This is a genomic window from Sorangium sp. So ce394 (assembly GCF_051474665.1).
GTDB lineage: Bacteria > Myxococcota_A > Polyangia > Polyangiales > Polyangiaceae > Sorangium > Sorangium cellulosum_D.
In genome coordinates, this window is the sequence record NZ_CP150339.1 from 2,626,223 (window position 1) to 2,640,532 (window position 14,310).

The following is a 14,310-nucleotide window of genomic DNA, read 5'->3' on the forward strand; positions in this document are numbered from 1 at the left end:
CCGGGCATGTTCACGGTGCTGCCGGCGAAGATGAACCTGATGAGCCTCGCCGTCGAGGCCGACGTGCTGCGCTACGAGGAGGGAACCACGCGGCGCGATCTCGGGGTCGAGATGGTCATCGTCGAGTTCTTCGACCGGAGCCCCGAGCGGCCGGTCCATGCGGCGATCATCGATTTGAACGTGGCGCAGCAGGACGCGCCGTTCAAGCGGGGGGAGGAGGGGCGTACCAATCTGGCGGCGCTCACGATCGAGCTTGATGTGCTGTCGCTCGCGGGCATTTCGCTGTCGAGACGGCTGTCGCTCGGGGCGCGGGGCGGCATCGGCATCGCTGTGCCGGCGCATCTTTATGACGCCACGCTGCCGGCGGAGGCGCCGTCGTCGGAGGAGGGCGAGAAGGACAGCGTCCCGAGCGTCATGATGCCGACGATCTTCGGGGATCTCGTCTATCGGTCGACGGCGCTGCCTTTCGTACCGAGCTGGAGCTCTCTCGACCGAGTTGTCGCTGGGGAGCGTGGGCCTGGCGCGGCGATCGGCGCTGGAACATTCTCGCGGCTCGATCCGACAGGGAGCGCGGGCGACGTGGGGGGCCAGATCGCAGCGGAGGGGCGGGTAGCGATCACGCGTGAAATCTACGCAGGCGGCAGCGGCACGGTCGTGCTGGCGGAGCGGGTTGTGGTGAGCGATCTGGGCGTGCCTGAAGGGGCGCCTCGGGCGGGGGATATGATTTTGATGACGCGCGTCGCGGCGCAGTTGGAATGGGAGCTCACGAGGGCGGTCACGCAGCGCGCGTCTGCGTTCATTGAGCGGAGCGACCGCGATGATCCTGTGGGCCTCGGCGGCGCGCCGTCGGCGAGCTTGCGGCCGAGGTGGGGAGCGACCGTGTCGCTCGCTGCGACGGTGTTCTGAGATCCGCTGCTGCGTCCGTGCCCGCGCTCAGGCAACGTGGCTTCGCGCCGGGGCGGCCGCGCGCCTGCGCGCGCGTGCCCCGGGCCCCGGCACGGCGTGAGGCCCCCCTCGGCCGTTGAGCTTTCCGCCGACCTCGGCGATGGCACGGAGCGCGGGCACCAGCTCGTGGCCGAGCGGGGTGAGCTCGTACTCGACCGAGGGCGGCGAGGTGGGCATGACGCGGCGGCTGACCACGCCCTTGGCCTCGAGCTCGCGCAGGCGCGCGCTCAGCACCCGCGCCGAGATCTGCGGGATGTCGACGCGCAGCTCGCCGAACCGGCGCGGCTGCCCGCTGAGCGACCAGATGACGTTCGGCGCCCAGGCCCCGCGCAAGAGCGCCATGCACAGCGTCAGCGGGCAGAGCGGCGGCGGAGGGACGTGATTTTTTCGAACCGGCAGCGCCATGGGTAACCCCGAAGATACCCCTTTTTCAGGATTCTGGCACCTAGCGAGTATCCAGGAGTAACTTCGCGCGCTAGCTTGCTGGTCTCGACGGCGCCGGCCCGAGCGATCGGGCTGGCGCGCCGCGGCCCTCGCCGAAGCGACGGGCTTCGCCGGGGCGCGCGGGGGCCTTCGCCGGCCCCCGCGTCCGCCCGCCCCTCGCCGCCCCGGACACCCGGGGGCGCGTCGCCGGGGCGGGGCCGTTCGGGGTTCTCACCAACACGCTATCATTCGAAGGATGCCTCTATGAAATTGTATTTCTCTCCCGGTGGCTGCTCTCTGTCTCCGCACATCGTCGCCCGCGAGCTCGGCATCGAGCTGACGCTCGACAAGGTCGACCTCGCGGCCAAGAAGACGTCGTCGGGCCGCGACTTTTGGGCCATCAACCCGAAGGGGTACATCCCCGCGCTCGAGCTCGACGGCGGCGAGGTCTTGACCGAGGGACCGGCCATCGTCCAGTACCTGGCCGACCAGAAGCCCGAAGCGAAGCTCGTGCCGCCGCCGGGCACGATGGCTCGCTACCGCGTGCTAGAGACGCTCGGGTACATCAACTCTGAGCTGCACAAGACCTACGGACCGCTCTTTTCCCCGAAGACGTCGCCCGAGCAGCGGCAAGAGCGCGAAGAGTACCTGCGCAAGCGCTACGGCGTGATCGAGGCGGGGCTCGCGAAGGGGCCCTACCTGTTCGGCGAGCAGTTCACCGTGGCCGACGCCTACCTGTTCACGGTCACGAACTGGGCGAATTTCGTCAAGATCGACCTGTCGGCCTTCCCCAATCTGCTCGCGTACCAGCGGCGGGTGGCCGCGCGCCCGGCGGTGCAGGGGGCGATGCGGGCCGAGGGGCTTCAGGTCGAGGGCGGCAAGTAAGGAGGCCCTGGAACCGCGCCGCAAACGTCGAGCGCGCGAGGCCACACGCATACCAGCGGTAGACGGCCTTCGGCGTGAGGCGCACGGCAGCGATGAGCTCTCTGCCGCGGTCGAACGAGATCGCCGAGGGAGCGACCTGCACGATGTCCGAGCCGCCGCGGCGCGCGCTCCCCCCCCCGCGCGCGGGACGGCCCCGGCGCCGCACGAGGCCTCCCTCGAGCCACGACAGCGCTACTGTTCCGCGCCGATCGAGTCGAGGAAGCCGTAGAAGGCGTCCACCTTCTCCGCCGGAACCACGTCGACGCCGAGGTCGAACCGGGTACCGTCGACGAGCTGCGGCGCGAGCATCTGCCGGGTCGCGGCGAGGCCGAGGGCCTTGATGCCGTAGACGATATAGGGCCCCAGATACCCCGTGTAGTACTGCCGCTGGACGTGCGTGGCCTTGATGCGACCCTGGCGCATGTAGTCGACGGTCTGCGGCTCGAAATCGAAGGCGACGATGGGGAGGTCCGGCGGCAGGCCCGCGGCGTCTGCGGCGTCTCCTCGAGCGGCGTGAGCCATCGAGCCAGCTTCTGGAGGGCGCGCCGAGCACCCTGGCGCGCGCCTCATCGAACGACGAGCCCGCGCGTCCACGCGTCGTGGGAAGCGCTCGAGTCGCCCTGGATGGGCACCGGCGGCCCCAGGAAACGCGGACCGCGGCCTGACCAGGTGTCGATGAGCGTCAGCGCCGTGGCGAGGAGCTCGCGCCGCGCGTCGCGGTCGGCGTTCGCGTAGACGCGCCGGTCGGCGGCGTAGCCCACCGCGGGGAAGCCCGCCGCGCGCGCCAGGTACAGGGCGCGCGGCAGGTGAAAGCCCTGGGTGCACACGACCGCGTCGCGCACGCCGAAGACGCGCGCGGCGCGCTGCATCGTGTCCAGCGTGCGCAGGCCCGCGTGGTCCATGAACACGTCCTCGGAAGGCACGCCCCGGCTGACGAGCCACGCGCGCATGGCGTTGGGCTCGTCGTACCCGACACGCCCGTGGTCCCCGGAGACCAGCACGCGCCGCACCTTGCCGGCGCGGTACAGCTCGAGGGCCGCGGCGAGCCGATCCTCGAGGACCGCCGACGGCGTTCCGTCCGGCCACACGAGCGCGCCCGGGACGATGGCCACCTCGCCCCGCGGTACGGCGTCGAGCTCGCGGTAGATGCGCGCCGACCGCAGGACCCAGAGGCGCGCGCCGGCCAGGGCAGCGCCCCCGACGAGCAGCAGCGACACCAGGGCCACGAGCGTGCGATGGGCGAGCCGTCGAGGGGTCGACGCGCCGAGGCGAGGCCGGGCCGGGCGAGGCTTCGGGGGCACGCCCGGCTCAACGCGCCGGACGGCGCGCGTATTCTGGCGCGCCGGAAGGACGGATGGGCTCGGGCTCGAGGTGTGTGGCGCCGTCGCGGCGTGGCCTCCGATGCCGAGCTGCGATGCGGCCGTCGGGGACCGAGATGGCCGTGCCCGGTGATGGGCCACACCGCCACAATCGCGCTCGCCGCGCCGGTCTCGAACACGGTATGAGCACGAACCGAACATGATCCATCACAGCCTCTCTCGACATGCCTCCTGGCTGCTCGCTTCTCTCTCCGCCTGCGCGCTCCTCGCCGGCTGCGGCGACGATGACGCCGTGCCGCCGCGCGACGGTGATCCGGCCTGCGCCGGGTGGGGCGACGCTCCGCCCGGCGACGGCCTCTTCGAGCTTCCCCGCCCGACCGGGCCGCACCCGGTCGGCACGCAGGTCCGCGCGCTGACCGACGGCGCGCGTGGCGAGGAGGCGACCGAGGATCCCGAGGACCGCCGGCAGCTCCTCGTGCAGCTCTGGTATCCGGCCGATCCCTGCGGCGCCGGCGAGCTCGCGCCGTACCTCGCGCCGGAGGAGGGCGACAGCCGCCGCGCGAGCACCGGCCTCCCGGTCGAGGACGGCTTCGAGGCGAGCTTCGTCACGCACGCGCGCACCGGCGTCCCCCTCGCCGACGAGGGCGCGCCCCACCCGGTGCTCCTCTTCTCGCACGGGTTCGGGATGCTCCGCGCCGACTACACGAGCCTCGTCGAGGACCTGGCGAGCCACGGCTTCGTGGTCGCCGCCATCAGCCACACCCACGACACCGAGCTGGCGCTGTTCCCCGACGGCCGCGCGGTGCCCTTCAGCTCGGTCGTCGGGACGCCGCCGGGGATGGACGCGACGCCGGAGGAGATCGACGCCTTCTTCGAGGCGATGGACGAGCACGTCGCGGTCTGGGTCGACGACGCGCGCTTCGTGCTCGACGAGCTCACGGCCGCCGCGCAGCGCGACCCCGAGGGCCTGCTCACCGGGCGGCTCGACCTCGATCGGGTCGGCGTCCTCGGCCACTCCTTCGGCGGCGCGATGGCCGCCGAGGCGTGCGCCGTCGACGACCGCTTCGACGCCGGGCTCAACCTCGACGGCACCCTCGTCGGGCCGGAGAGCGGCGCCGGAGGCCGGAGCCTCGCGCAGCCGTTCCTGATCATGCTCGCGGAGGGCCACGTCGACGACGTGCGCGTCGACGAGACCTACGGCGCGCTGAAGGGCCAGGGCTACCTCGCGCGGGTCGAAGGCGCCGCCCACCTCACGTTCTCGGACCTGCCCGTCGTCATCGAGCACCTGCTCGGCGCAGGCGCCCTCCCCGAAGAGCTGGGCACGCTCGCTCCGGCCCGCGCGGTCGAGATCACGAACGCGTACACGCGCGCCTTCGTCGAGGCGCACGTGCGCGGCGAAGCGTCGCCGCTGCTCGACGGCCCCTCGCCCGAGTACCCCGAGGTGTCCTTCGAGAAGAAGCGCTGACGTCGCCGACGAGAGGTCCTTCGCGCCCTGAGCGCCGGCGCCGCCGCCCGCCGTCCCACACCGGCGTGCGCTCTGGCGCGCTCGATCTCCCCTGACGACTCCCCCTGGAGGGCGGCGCCCCCAGGCTGAGGGGGCGCGCCCTCAGCGCGCCGGCGCGGGCGCGGACCGCCCGGGCCGCGGAGCGCGCGAAGGCGCGAAAATGCCGGCGCGCGCGGCCGAGCGCCGGGATCGGGGAGTGGCACGCTTCCTGTTTATAGGCGTTGCGTGACGCTCGGCGCGGTCCAAGCGGCGAGCAGGGCGACCCGGGCGACGGATGGACTCGACTCGTCGCACCCGCGGCGGACTGCCCGCGCGTCAGATCACGTGTCGTTCAACTAAATACCCGAAAGAGAGCTCAATCATGAAGCGTGCAATGATCCTCCTCGCCTCGTCCCTCGTGTCCTCGTTCGCGCTCGTGGGCTGCGTCGCCGACGCGACCGACCTCGACGCGGAGCTGGCCGGATTGGAGGAGGTCGAAGAGACCTCGCAGGCGCTGTGCGTCGACATCTCCGCCCTGCAGGTCGACCAGACCGCGGCCCAGTCGAACTCGAGCGACGTCGGCAGCTTCACCCTCCGCGAGTCGCCGGACAACACGTACTACAGCAGCAAGGGCAGCTACGTCGTCGAGGTCACGAACGTGAAGAACGCGTTCGCGTCGACCCAGACGGCGATGGCGTACAGCGTCAACGCCGGCAAGTCGAAGAGCGTCTGCGAGCACACGACGACGACGGCGACGCTCTACGGCTTCGACGAGGCCGAGGGCTGCTGGGTGCAGATCGGCGCGACGAAGAGCAAGACCGGCGTGTACTACCCGGGCGGCGGCTTCATCCAGCCGAGCTGCAATGACGTCGTGAGCTGGTCCATCCCGAAGACGGTCACCAAGGTCCGCATCAAGGGCAAGTCGGTGCTCCAGACGACGTTCGGCCCGGCCGGTCAGAAGATCGCGGAAGGCACGAGCTGGAGCCATTGATCCGGCGCGAAGGGCGGGGAGCGCGCGATCGGCCGCGAGCCACCGCCGCCCGCCACACGGGCACGCCAACAGGTCTCGAGGTACACTCTGCGGAGCTGGCTCGCCCCGTCGATGCGCGCACCGACTGGCTTGGTGATGCCGGTACCGGTCCGCACTGGCGACCTCCTTTGGACGAGCTCCCGCGGGCTGTGGAGTGAAGGCGGCCCACTCGATGCGCGAATAGGTCGTTGATATTGCGTCGCTTTTCCCGAGGGGCGGTTCGTTCGGGTGCGCAGGGAGTCGTCTGCGCGCTTGTCAGCGGCGGTTTCTACGTGTTATATGATTGTCAATCATGATGCGTGTTCATCAAGGACAGGTCGACATCCTCGCTGAGGCGGATTTCGAAGATCGCGTCGCCGGGACGATCCGCGAGCACGTCCCCAGCGACGGCCTGCTCGGGCGTCACGCGCGAGAGGTCGCCGAGCATTGTATTGCGATCGCTCGTGATTATGGATTCGAATTCGAGAACGACATCGTCACGTTCGTCCTCCACATGGTGACGATCAGCCCGGAGTACCATCGGCAAGCCGACATCTTCAGGGTCCTCACCAATCCATCCATTCCCACGCCCGAAAAACACAACGTCCTGTTACATCCCCAGTTCGAGCATGCCTGGGAGCAGGCCGCCACCATGACGGACGGCATGCAGTACTGGGATCGGCACATCGGTACCCGAGGTGCTCGAGCACCGCTGGAGAAAGGGTTGTGACCATGGTGTGCGTTCAGGATCGGGCGTCCAAGAACTACGAGTCCGGGCAAAATTATCCGTCGAGCCCTCCTTCGAGCATACGGCCTTGTAAAGACGACCGCGCACCATCTGCCTACGTGCTCGACGTCGGTCACTGGACGGCGACAGGATACTTCCTCGGGCTCGTGAGCGGCTCGACGATGGTGATCTGCCGGATCATGCATTCTTCCGACGCCGACATCACCATCGGGGAGAACAAACTCATCAATGACGTGATCGCGGCGCTCAAGGAAAATAATCTGTCTCCTTCAATCAAGGCGCACAAATTCATCAAGCCGTGGTTCGATTACGAGCGCGAGTACCCGGACGAGATATTGACCAGCAAGGACGTCTTGCTGGTGTTCATTCCCGATTGTCATGTTGGTATTCGCGACGAGGGCGACATGTTCTCGCCTTCGGGCGCGCCCGAAAGCTGTAATCATCTCATCGATACGCTGGAAACGATCCGCGTCGCCGCGAAAGGCAAGGCTCGAATCGTCCAGCTCGGGGATTTCGTCGAGATATGGGAGACGGAGGCATCCCCGGGGATTTATTATGAATGGACGGGGCGAGAAGAGGTCTACGTCCAGGAGGGTAGTTACTCCAGGCCAATAGACATTAATGACTTCTTCATGGGACCCTCGGGTCCGGTGGTGTACGCGACGATACCCGAGCAGACAATCCTCATTGCGCGAGCCGAGCGGTCCGAGCGCGCCATGGAGAGGGTCCGGGCGCGCTGGGAGGGCAGCCGATTCGCAGCCTCACCCAAGCTCTTCGACCTGATGATGCCGGGTAATCACGATGTCGAGCGGAGGTGGACCAAGGCGCAGTTCTACGATCTCGGCGAGTTCAAGGACTGCGATCGCGTTCGCACGGGGAGACGAGGGTCCGTCGTCTTCGAGCATGGTCACATCCTCGACGAGTACAACGACACGAGGCCCGCCTCGTCACTGGAAAACGTAATACAAGTGGTCCCAGGAAAATCGGTGACCTACGAATATGGTAGGAACAAATGGGGCCGAGGATGGCATAAACCGGATCCCGCAGATGACGAGGACGGGAACAACTTGAACGACCATTGGCCGAGCGCGCTTCAGCGGTATGGCGTGATCGATGAGCTCGGTGAGTTTTCGATCCTGCGCTCTGCGAGGAAGTACACCTTCCAGGTGTTCCGCGAGAACGTCATCGCCAACGGCACCAAGGATCCTTTGAAGACGGATAGTTCAGAGTCTTATTTTGTTCCAGTTCGGTTGTGGGTTCACGCGCATACGCATGTGCCGAGCCTGCGGAGCCTCATGCTGGACAAGGAGGAATTTAATATTCGCAAAAGCTACAATTTGAGTGGCCAATGGTTCAACTCTTGGCCATCTCTTTTGAATGCGGAGAGAGTGATCTCCTGGAATACTTGAGTCCAAAAATGGGTCGCATGTAGATCGGTTGCACCAGATGCGAAACCCTTGGCCCCGCAGGCTGTGGAGTGAAGGCGGCCCCTGCCATGCGTCGAGGGGCGCGCGCGACCGTGGCGGCCAGCGCGCGCAGGTGCCACACTCGCGCGCGAGCGCCCGCGGCCGTCCACACGCCTGTCGCTGCGCCCACGCCCCGTGTCGCAGAACGTCAGCCTGCAGCTGATCCACCTCGCGCAGCGCGTCCGCCCGCGCGACGCGCACGTCGCGCGCGCGCCCGACCCCGCCCTGCAGGCCCTCAGCCCCGCGGCGCCGCTGCGGGCGCTCGTCGCGGAGCGCGCACGCGTCGGTGGGCTCGGCGCCGTCTTCGCGCTGGGCGACGGGCTCGACGCGCTGACCTTCTCGCCGACGCTCTACCTGCTCGAGGGCGCCGCGAGCGTGGCGCAGCTCGCGCATCGCTGGAGCGCGCTCGAGCGCGCGTGGGGCGTGCGCCACCAGACGCGGTTCGCGCTCGACGGCGCCGGCGCCCTGCAGCTCGCGGCGCAGCCGTACGCCGGCGCGCTCGCCCCCGCGAGCCAGACCGTGATGATCACCGGGGTGCTCGCCGCGTTGCTGCGCCGGATGGGCCACGGCGAGCTCGTCGTCGCGGCGCGCGTCGCGCGCGGACCGTGGCGGGACCTCGCCTGCGACGCCCGCTGGCTCGGGCCCGCGTCGCTCGCCGAGCCGCCGGTCGCGCTCCGCCTCGCGTGGTCGCGCCGGACCGCGCCGGCGCCGCCCGCGCGTCTGACGTTGCACCCACCGAGCGCCGCGGACGACCCGGTCGCCGCCACGCTCGCGGCGATCGCGCGCGATCCGCACGCGCCGTGGACGCCGCAGGGCCTCGCGCACGCCACGCGGCAGTCGGTCCGCACGCTGCAGCGCCGGCTCGCGGCGCACGGCACCACCGCCTCGGCGCTCGCGCGCCGCGTGCGCACGCGCGACGCCACCGTCGCGATCGCCGGCTCGCTTCGGCCGCTCACCGAGATCGCGCACGCGTACGGGTTCAGCGACGCGGCCCACCTGGCGCGCGAGTTCCGCGCCGCGTCGGGCATGCCGCCGAGCGCGTATCGCGCGGTCGCGCGCACGCGCTAGCACGCGCCCACGGCGCGGCGCGCGCGCGGCAGCCGACGATCGGCGCCGACGATTGGCGCGCAGATTCAAGCCCGCCGCGCGCCCCGCTGCGAGGGTGAGCGCGCACCGGCGAGCGACCATGCCCCCGGTGCAGAAAGGCACGCCCCCTCCGTATGAACCCCGAACGCAACAAGCAGATGCTGCTCGAGCTGTACGACGCCGTGGTCGGCAGGCACTGGGACGCCGTCCGCGCGCTGTTGACCGCCGACTTCGTCGACCACAACCCCGACGCGCGCGCCGCGCCCGGGACCAACGGCTGCGAGGCCTTCATCGCCTATTTCCGCGACGGCGAGACGCCGCTTCACGGCGCGCAGGTCGAGATCCAGCGCATGATCGCCGACGCCGAGTACGCCGTGGTGCACTACAAGCTCGTGAACCCGCGGCGGCCGCGCGGGGTCGCGGTGGTCGACATCTTCCGCGTCGCCGACGGGCGCTTCTGCGAGCACTGGGACGTGCTGCAGGACATCCCGGCCGACGCGCCCAACCCCCGCGCCATGTTCTGAGCGCGCCGCCTCGCACCCACGGCGGCGCGCGCCTACCCCTCGCCGCGTCGACGGCCGGTCGCCCATCGGCGCACGACACCTCACGCCGTGCGCGGCGACCGGGCGCGTCGGTAAAAGACGCGCGATCGTGGGCACAGGGAGGTGTGGCGCGGCGAACGGATGTGGTACCTCGGAGGGCGGCGCGCAGAGGGTTTCCGGAGCACTTCAACCAAGGAGGACCAATGAGCACCGCCGCTCCTGACGCAGCGCTCCGCCCTTCGCTGGGCAAGCGCCTTCTCGCAAACACCTTCGTCCGCATCTTGCTCGCGGTGCTTGCCTCCATCGGCACGATGGCGCTGCTGCTGATGCTGTCCGAGATCGTGCCCAAACCCATGCGCGTGGTGTGGCCCACGCTGCTGGCCGCGGCCGGATGCATGGCGGGCTACCGCTTCTACGTGCGCAACGTGGAGAAGCGCGAGCCGCTCGAAGCTGCCGGGCCACGCATCCTGCCGGAGCTGGGAAAGGGCTTCGGCGTCGGCGCGGCGCTGGCGGTCGGTGTGGCCGGCGTGTTGCTGCTGTGTGGCGCCCTGCAGATGCAGGGCCTGGGTGACTGGCGCGCCATCTTCAAGCCGCTGCCGGAGCAGATCATGGTCGCGACCTTCGAGGAGCTCGTGTTCCGCGCCATCCTGTTCCGCATCGTCGAGGAGCGGTGGGGGCTCCGCATCGCCGTGACATCGAACGTACTGCTGTTTGCGCTTGCCCACCTGCCGAACGACAACGTGAGCGTCCTCGCGGTGCTGGCCACGGCATCGGCCGGCGCCGGCCTGCTCGGCGTCTACCTGCTCACCCGCCGCGTATGGATCGCCATGGGCATGCACTTCGCCTGGAACTACCTGTTCGATGCGATGATGTCGGTGCCCGTCTCCGGTCATGCGGCGCGCGGCTGGATTCAGGTGACGCCGGCCGGTCCGGCGTGGCTGAGCGGCGGTGGTTACGGCGTCGAGGGGTCGGTCGTCACGCTGATCGCGTGGACCGCTGCCGCCGTCGCGCTGTTCCGTGTGGCGGGCCGGCGCCCAGCGAGCGTGCTCCCGCGCTAGCTCCGAAGGACGATCGCGGCGCGCCGGGGGAGATCAGAACGTCGAGAAATACGCCCACGGCTGGTTTCCGGCGCTGGCCTGCATGCAATAGCCGCCGTTTCGCTCGGCCGGCAAGGTGACGTTGGCGCCGTTGCAGGTCACGAGCACGCCGTTGATGAGGAACGTCCGCCCCGCGGCGAAGTTGCCGCAGTTGAGCCCTTGCAGGTTCACGGTGGTCTCGTGGCAGGTGGCCGCGGTGCCGAGGTTGCCCGAGTGGTAGCTCTGCGTCGAGAACACGACGGGGCTCGAGCAGAGGCCGCCGCAAGGCGTGCTGCCGCCTGGATCGCCGCACTCGTTCGGCGTGCCGCCGCCGCCGCAGGTCTCGGGCGCCGTGCAGCTTCCGCACGAGCTCACGCTCCGCGGCGCGCCGCAGTTGTCGACGTCGCTCAGGCTGCCGCATCCGGCGCCGAGACGCGCGCAAAACTGCGCGTCGCTCTCCGGCGTGCAGGTCCCGTCCGTCACCTCGAAGACGAGCTCGACCGTATCGAAGAGGCCATCCTGATCCGTGACCCGCACGACCGCCGTGCTCAGCCCGGCGGAAGGGGGCGTGCCGCTCAGCGCGCCGTCGCTCGCCACCGTGAGCCAGCTCGCGCCGCTCTGCTTGGAGTACGTCAGCGTATCGCCGAGGTCCGGATCGGTCGCCGTCCCCGCGAGCGTCTGCCCGGACAGCGCCACGTTGAGCGTGGCGCTCCGCGTGATCGGATCGAGCGTGAAGCCGGGCGCGCGATTGCCGAGGTAGAGCGCCGAGACGCCGGGGAACTCGGTCTGCGCCTTGGCGAGCTCGAGCTCGAGCTGCGGCGTCCAGCGGAAGGCGAGCCGGGCCTCGTCCTCGAGATCCACCCCCGCGGCGCCCGCGCAGAAGTGGATGAACTCGCCGAGGTTGAGCGGGCGATTGCCGTACGTGCTGTTGATCGTGGGCAGGTGCTCGGCGAGGAGCTGGAAGAACCTGGACAGGAACCGGCTGCCCTTGTGGTCCGCGTCCGTGTTGCCGAAATCGCCAGTATAGAGCGGATAGTACCAGTCGCGGAACCAATAAACGCCGAATCCATCGGTGTGGGACACGTTGTCCGCGTAGATCTCCGGCGCGAGGTTCGGGGAGATCGTGGTCAGGTGCAGGAACACGTCGTAGCCGAAGATCTCGGCCCACTTGCTGTCACCCCAGGCATTGAAGGCGGGCGAGCCCGCGATGCCGTTGTTGTTGCTCTCGACGATGTGCCCCATCTCGTGGATCAGCGACTGCACGACCCAGCCGTAGTCCGGCACCGACCAATCGCTGCTCACGGTGAAGATGATGTTTCGATAGGAGGCGGCGCTGTCCGAGGCGTACACGACTCCACCGACGTTGTAGGCCAGGGTGCCGGGAACCTCACCCGGAGCGTTGTCCTGGTTTCCGATCATGTGAAGGATCGGGTCGACCATGCTGCCGTAGGTGTCCTTCGCGTAGCCCCAGGCTTCGCTGACGATCGGGGTCACCCAGGTGGCGCCGGACGGGTTCGGGACGTACTGGTCGAAGTACGCGGCGAGGTTCGCGTCCGAGTAGGCCAAGGTGACCGTGCGGTTCTGGCCGTCGTACCAGCCGTTCTCCACGAACGACGCGGGCGGCGTGTTCGCGGTGGTGGTCGCGCTCGCGGGTCCGACCTCGATCGAGCTGCCCGCCGCGTTCTGCGCGCTCACGCGGAAATAGTAGGTCTGGTTCGGCGCCAGGCCCGTGGCGCGGAACTCGGTGCTGCCGGCGCCGGTGGTCCCGACCACGAGACCGGAGGTGAAGCTCGAGTTCGTGGCTCGCTCCACGCGGTACGACGCTTCGGGGTTGAGCTGCCCGGCGTTGTCCGTCCAGGTGACGCGGATCTGATTGCCCGACAGGGCCTGTGCGCTCACGCTGCCCGGCGCGGCGGGCGCGGCGAGCGAGGCGCTGCTCGTGCCGAAGAGCCGCCACTCTGCGAGCTGCGTGTCACCGGCGCCGTGGTTGTCCTGGATGTGCAGGCGGTATCGGCTGAACTCCAGCCGCTCGGGGTTGCAGGAATACGTGCGCGCGCTGTGGCGGTTCGTGAACGACTGGTTGGTCCGCGTGTCGAGCACGGTCCAGCTCGTGCCGTCGTTCGAGCCTTCGAGCGTCCAGTCCTTCGGATCGCGGCCCGGAAAATCGTTGGCGGACGTCAGGCTGTAGCTGGTGACCACGGCGCTCGGCGTCTCGAGCCGGATCCAGGTGCTGGCGTTCGGCTCGTAGTACTTCGAGAACGGATTGTTGTCCGTGACCTTCGTGACATCCTCGCCGGCGACCCCGTTTCCAGGGTGCTGCTCGACGGGCACGGACGAGGAGAGCGCGGTGATGTCCTGGAGCACGGCGACCCCCGCCGTCGTGGCGCGCGCGGAGACCTCGGACGGGAACCCGCGCAGCGCGCCGTTCACCGCCTGCACTTGATAGAGATAGCTCGTGCCTGGAGCCAGGTTCGTGTCGGTGTAGCTGGTGGAGCTCGTGAAGATCTCCGTGGTGCCGCTGCCGTCGTCGTTCACGCGCTGGACGTAGTAGCCGGACGCGTTCGCGGCGGGCGCCCAGGTCAGCGTGACGGCGTCGGAGTCCACGCTCGGCGCGGCGAGCACCGGAGCGCCGGGCATGGTGCCTGCGGCCAGCGAGCCGCCGACGCGCAGCTCGGCGAGCTGCAGCGCGTTGCCCCCGCCGAGGTTCTGGCTGACGTTCAAGCGATAGTAGAGGTACGCGTTCGAGTTCGAGAAGGTGAAGGACCGGGTCTGGTGCCGCGAGGTGAAGGACTCGTTCGTCCTCGTGTCGAGCACGCTCCAGCTCAGGCCGTCGCTCGAGCCCTCGAAGGTCCAGCTGCTCGGATCGCGGTCCGGGAAGTCGTTGGCCGAGGTGATGTCGTACGAGACGATGATCGACGGAGCCTGCATCCGGTACTGGATCCAGTCGGTGCGGTGGGGCATGAAGAGCTTGGTGTTGACGTCGCCGTCGTGCACCTTGTCGATGCCCTCGACCCCCGGGGGATTTCCCCGCATGTCGCTGACGTCGACCGTGGACGCCGGGGTCAAATCCGTGCCAGTGAGGGCCGCTTGTTGCGACGCGACCGCCTCGTCGGAGTCGGGCGAATCGAGAGATACGCAGGCGGGAAGGAAGAAGAGCGGGAGCCAGAGACGCGCGCGTGTACGGTGTAGCCGCATTGCCGATTGACCTCGTCAGGAATGAAGCGAAACGGATCGGGAAACGACGCAAACGAAGGAGCGTCGTTTCGGGGAGATGGAAAGCACACAATTC

At 69.1% G+C, this 14,310-nt stretch carries 13 protein-coding genes; 9 read left to right on the plus strand and 4 right to left on the minus strand.

Features of this window, described 5'->3' with window-relative positions; translation table 11 throughout:
• Positions 1-6: 6 nt before the first annotated feature.
• Positions 7-906 carry a hypothetical protein gene (locus WMF33_RS09790; RefSeq protein WP_437336900.1) on the plus strand — a complete coding sequence of 300 codons (900 nt, stop codon included), beginning with the start codon at positions 7-9 and terminating at the stop codon, positions 904-906.
• A gap of 27 nt (positions 907-933) precedes the next feature.
• On the opposite strand, the gene WMF33_RS09795 is transcribed toward WMF33_RS09790, so the two are convergent.
• Positions 934-1,350 (minus strand): winged helix-turn-helix transcriptional regulator, encoded by a 417-nt coding sequence (locus WMF33_RS09795; RefSeq protein ID WP_437336901.1) that lies wholly within the window; start codon positions 1,348-1,350, stop codon positions 934-936.
• Between the two features lie 282 nt (positions 1,351-1,632).
• Here WMF33_RS09795 and gstA point away from each other — a divergent pair, with 282 nt between their 5' ends.
• Positions 1,633-2,253 (plus strand): glutathione transferase GstA, encoded by a 621-nt coding sequence (gene gstA / locus WMF33_RS09800; protein ID WP_437336902.1) that lies wholly within the window; start codon positions 1,633-1,635, stop codon positions 2,251-2,253.
• 231 nt (positions 2,254-2,484) lie between these two features.
• Here the strand turns inward: gstA and WMF33_RS09805 are convergent, their stop codons facing one another.
• Together WMF33_RS09805 and WMF33_RS09810 are read right to left on the minus strand one after the other, a co-directional pair.
• A complete protein-coding gene (locus WMF33_RS09805; RefSeq protein ID WP_437336903.1) occupies positions 2,485-2,814 on the minus strand; it encodes a hypothetical protein in 330 nt (109 codons plus the stop codon).
• A gap of 44 nt (positions 2,815-2,858) precedes the next feature.
• Complete coding sequence (locus WMF33_RS09810) at positions 2,859-3,593, minus strand: SanA/YdcF family protein (RefSeq protein ID WP_437336904.1); 735 nt, start codon at positions 3,591-3,593, stop codon at positions 2,859-2,861.
• Between the two features lie 217 nt (positions 3,594-3,810).
• Here WMF33_RS09810 and WMF33_RS09815 point away from each other — a divergent pair, with 217 nt between their 5' ends.
• The 7 genes from WMF33_RS09815 (at position 3,811) to WMF33_RS09845 (ending at position 11,003) form a co-directional block, all read left to right on the plus strand.
• Positions 3,811-5,076: an alpha/beta hydrolase family protein gene (locus WMF33_RS09815; protein ID WP_437336905.1), complete on the plus strand. Its 1,266-nt coding sequence runs from the start codon at positions 3,811-3,813 to the stop codon at positions 5,074-5,076.
• Between the two features lie 400 nt (positions 5,077-5,476).
• The gene (locus WMF33_RS09820) at positions 5,477-6,085 is read left to right on the plus strand and encodes a hypothetical protein (RefSeq protein WP_437336906.1); all 609 of its coding nucleotides are present in this window, start codon (positions 5,477-5,479) and stop codon (positions 6,083-6,085) included.
• Between the two features lie 331 nt (positions 6,086-6,416).
• On the plus strand, positions 6,417-6,833 hold the full coding sequence (locus WMF33_RS09825; RefSeq protein WP_437336907.1) for a hypothetical protein: 417 nt from the start codon (positions 6,417-6,419) through the stop codon (positions 6,831-6,833).
• A 2-nt stretch (positions 6,834-6,835) separates the two neighbouring features.
• Positions 6,836-8,260: a hypothetical protein gene (locus WMF33_RS09830; RefSeq protein ID WP_437336908.1), complete on the plus strand. Its 1,425-nt coding sequence runs from the start codon at positions 6,836-6,838 to the stop codon at positions 8,258-8,260.
• Between the two features lie 192 nt (positions 8,261-8,452).
• The gene (locus tag WMF33_RS09835; protein ID WP_437336909.1) at positions 8,453-9,385 is read left to right on the plus strand and encodes a helix-turn-helix transcriptional regulator; all 933 of its coding nucleotides are present in this window, start codon (positions 8,453-8,455) and stop codon (positions 9,383-9,385) included.
• Positions 9,386-9,537: 152 nt separating this feature from the next.
• Entirely contained in the window at positions 9,538-9,927 is a 390-nt protein-coding gene (locus tag WMF33_RS09840) for a nuclear transport factor 2 family protein (protein ID WP_437336910.1), read from the plus strand.
• A gap of 221 nt (positions 9,928-10,148) precedes the next feature.
• Positions 10,149-11,003 carry a CPBP family intramembrane glutamic endopeptidase gene (locus WMF33_RS09845; RefSeq protein ID WP_437336911.1) on the plus strand — a complete coding sequence of 285 codons (855 nt, stop codon included), beginning with the start codon at positions 10,149-10,151 and terminating at the stop codon, positions 11,001-11,003.
• Between the two features lie 33 nt (positions 11,004-11,036).
• On the opposite strand, the gene WMF33_RS09850 is transcribed toward WMF33_RS09845, so the two are convergent.
• Positions 11,037-14,054 carry a fibronectin type III domain-containing protein gene (locus WMF33_RS09850; RefSeq protein WP_437336912.1) on the minus strand — a complete coding sequence of 1,006 codons (3,018 nt, stop codon included), beginning with the start codon at positions 14,052-14,054 and terminating at the stop codon, positions 11,037-11,039.
• Between the last annotated feature and the right edge of the window lie 256 nt (positions 14,055-14,310).

Bases quoted from the DNA above. Each gene is read 5' to 3' on its own strand.
- WMF33_RS09790 (WP_437336900.1), top strand. From the start codon at position 7: ATGTTCACGGTGCTGCCGGCGAAGATGAACCTGATGAGCCTCGCCGTC.
- WMF33_RS09795 (WP_437336901.1), bottom strand. From the start codon at position 1,350: ATGGCGCTGCCGGTTCGAAAAAATCACGTCCCTCCGCCGCCGCTCTGC.
- gstA (WP_437336902.1), top strand. From the start codon at position 1,633: ATGAAATTGTATTTCTCTCCCGGTGGCTGCTCTCTGTCTCCGCACATC.
- WMF33_RS09805 (WP_437336903.1), bottom strand. From the start codon at position 2,814: ATGGCTCACGCCGCTCGAGGAGACGCCGCAGACGCCGCGGGCCTGCCG.
- WMF33_RS09815 (WP_437336905.1), top strand. From the start codon at position 3,811: ATGATCCATCACAGCCTCTCTCGACATGCCTCCTGGCTGCTCGCTTCT.
- WMF33_RS09820 (WP_437336906.1), top strand. From the start codon at position 5,477: ATGAAGCGTGCAATGATCCTCCTCGCCTCGTCCCTCGTGTCCTCGTTC.
- WMF33_RS09825 (WP_437336907.1), top strand. From the start codon at position 6,417: ATGATGCGTGTTCATCAAGGACAGGTCGACATCCTCGCTGAGGCGGAT.
- WMF33_RS09830 (WP_437336908.1), top strand. From the start codon at position 6,836: ATGGTGTGCGTTCAGGATCGGGCGTCCAAGAACTACGAGTCCGGGCAA.
- WMF33_RS09840 (WP_437336910.1), top strand. From the start codon at position 9,538: ATGAACCCCGAACGCAACAAGCAGATGCTGCTCGAGCTGTACGACGCC.
- WMF33_RS09845 (WP_437336911.1), top strand. From the start codon at position 10,149: ATGAGCACCGCCGCTCCTGACGCAGCGCTCCGCCCTTCGCTGGGCAAG.
- WMF33_RS09850 (WP_437336912.1), bottom strand. From the start codon at position 14,054: ATGCGGGGAAATCCCCCGGGGGTCGAGGGCATCGACAAGGTGCACGAC.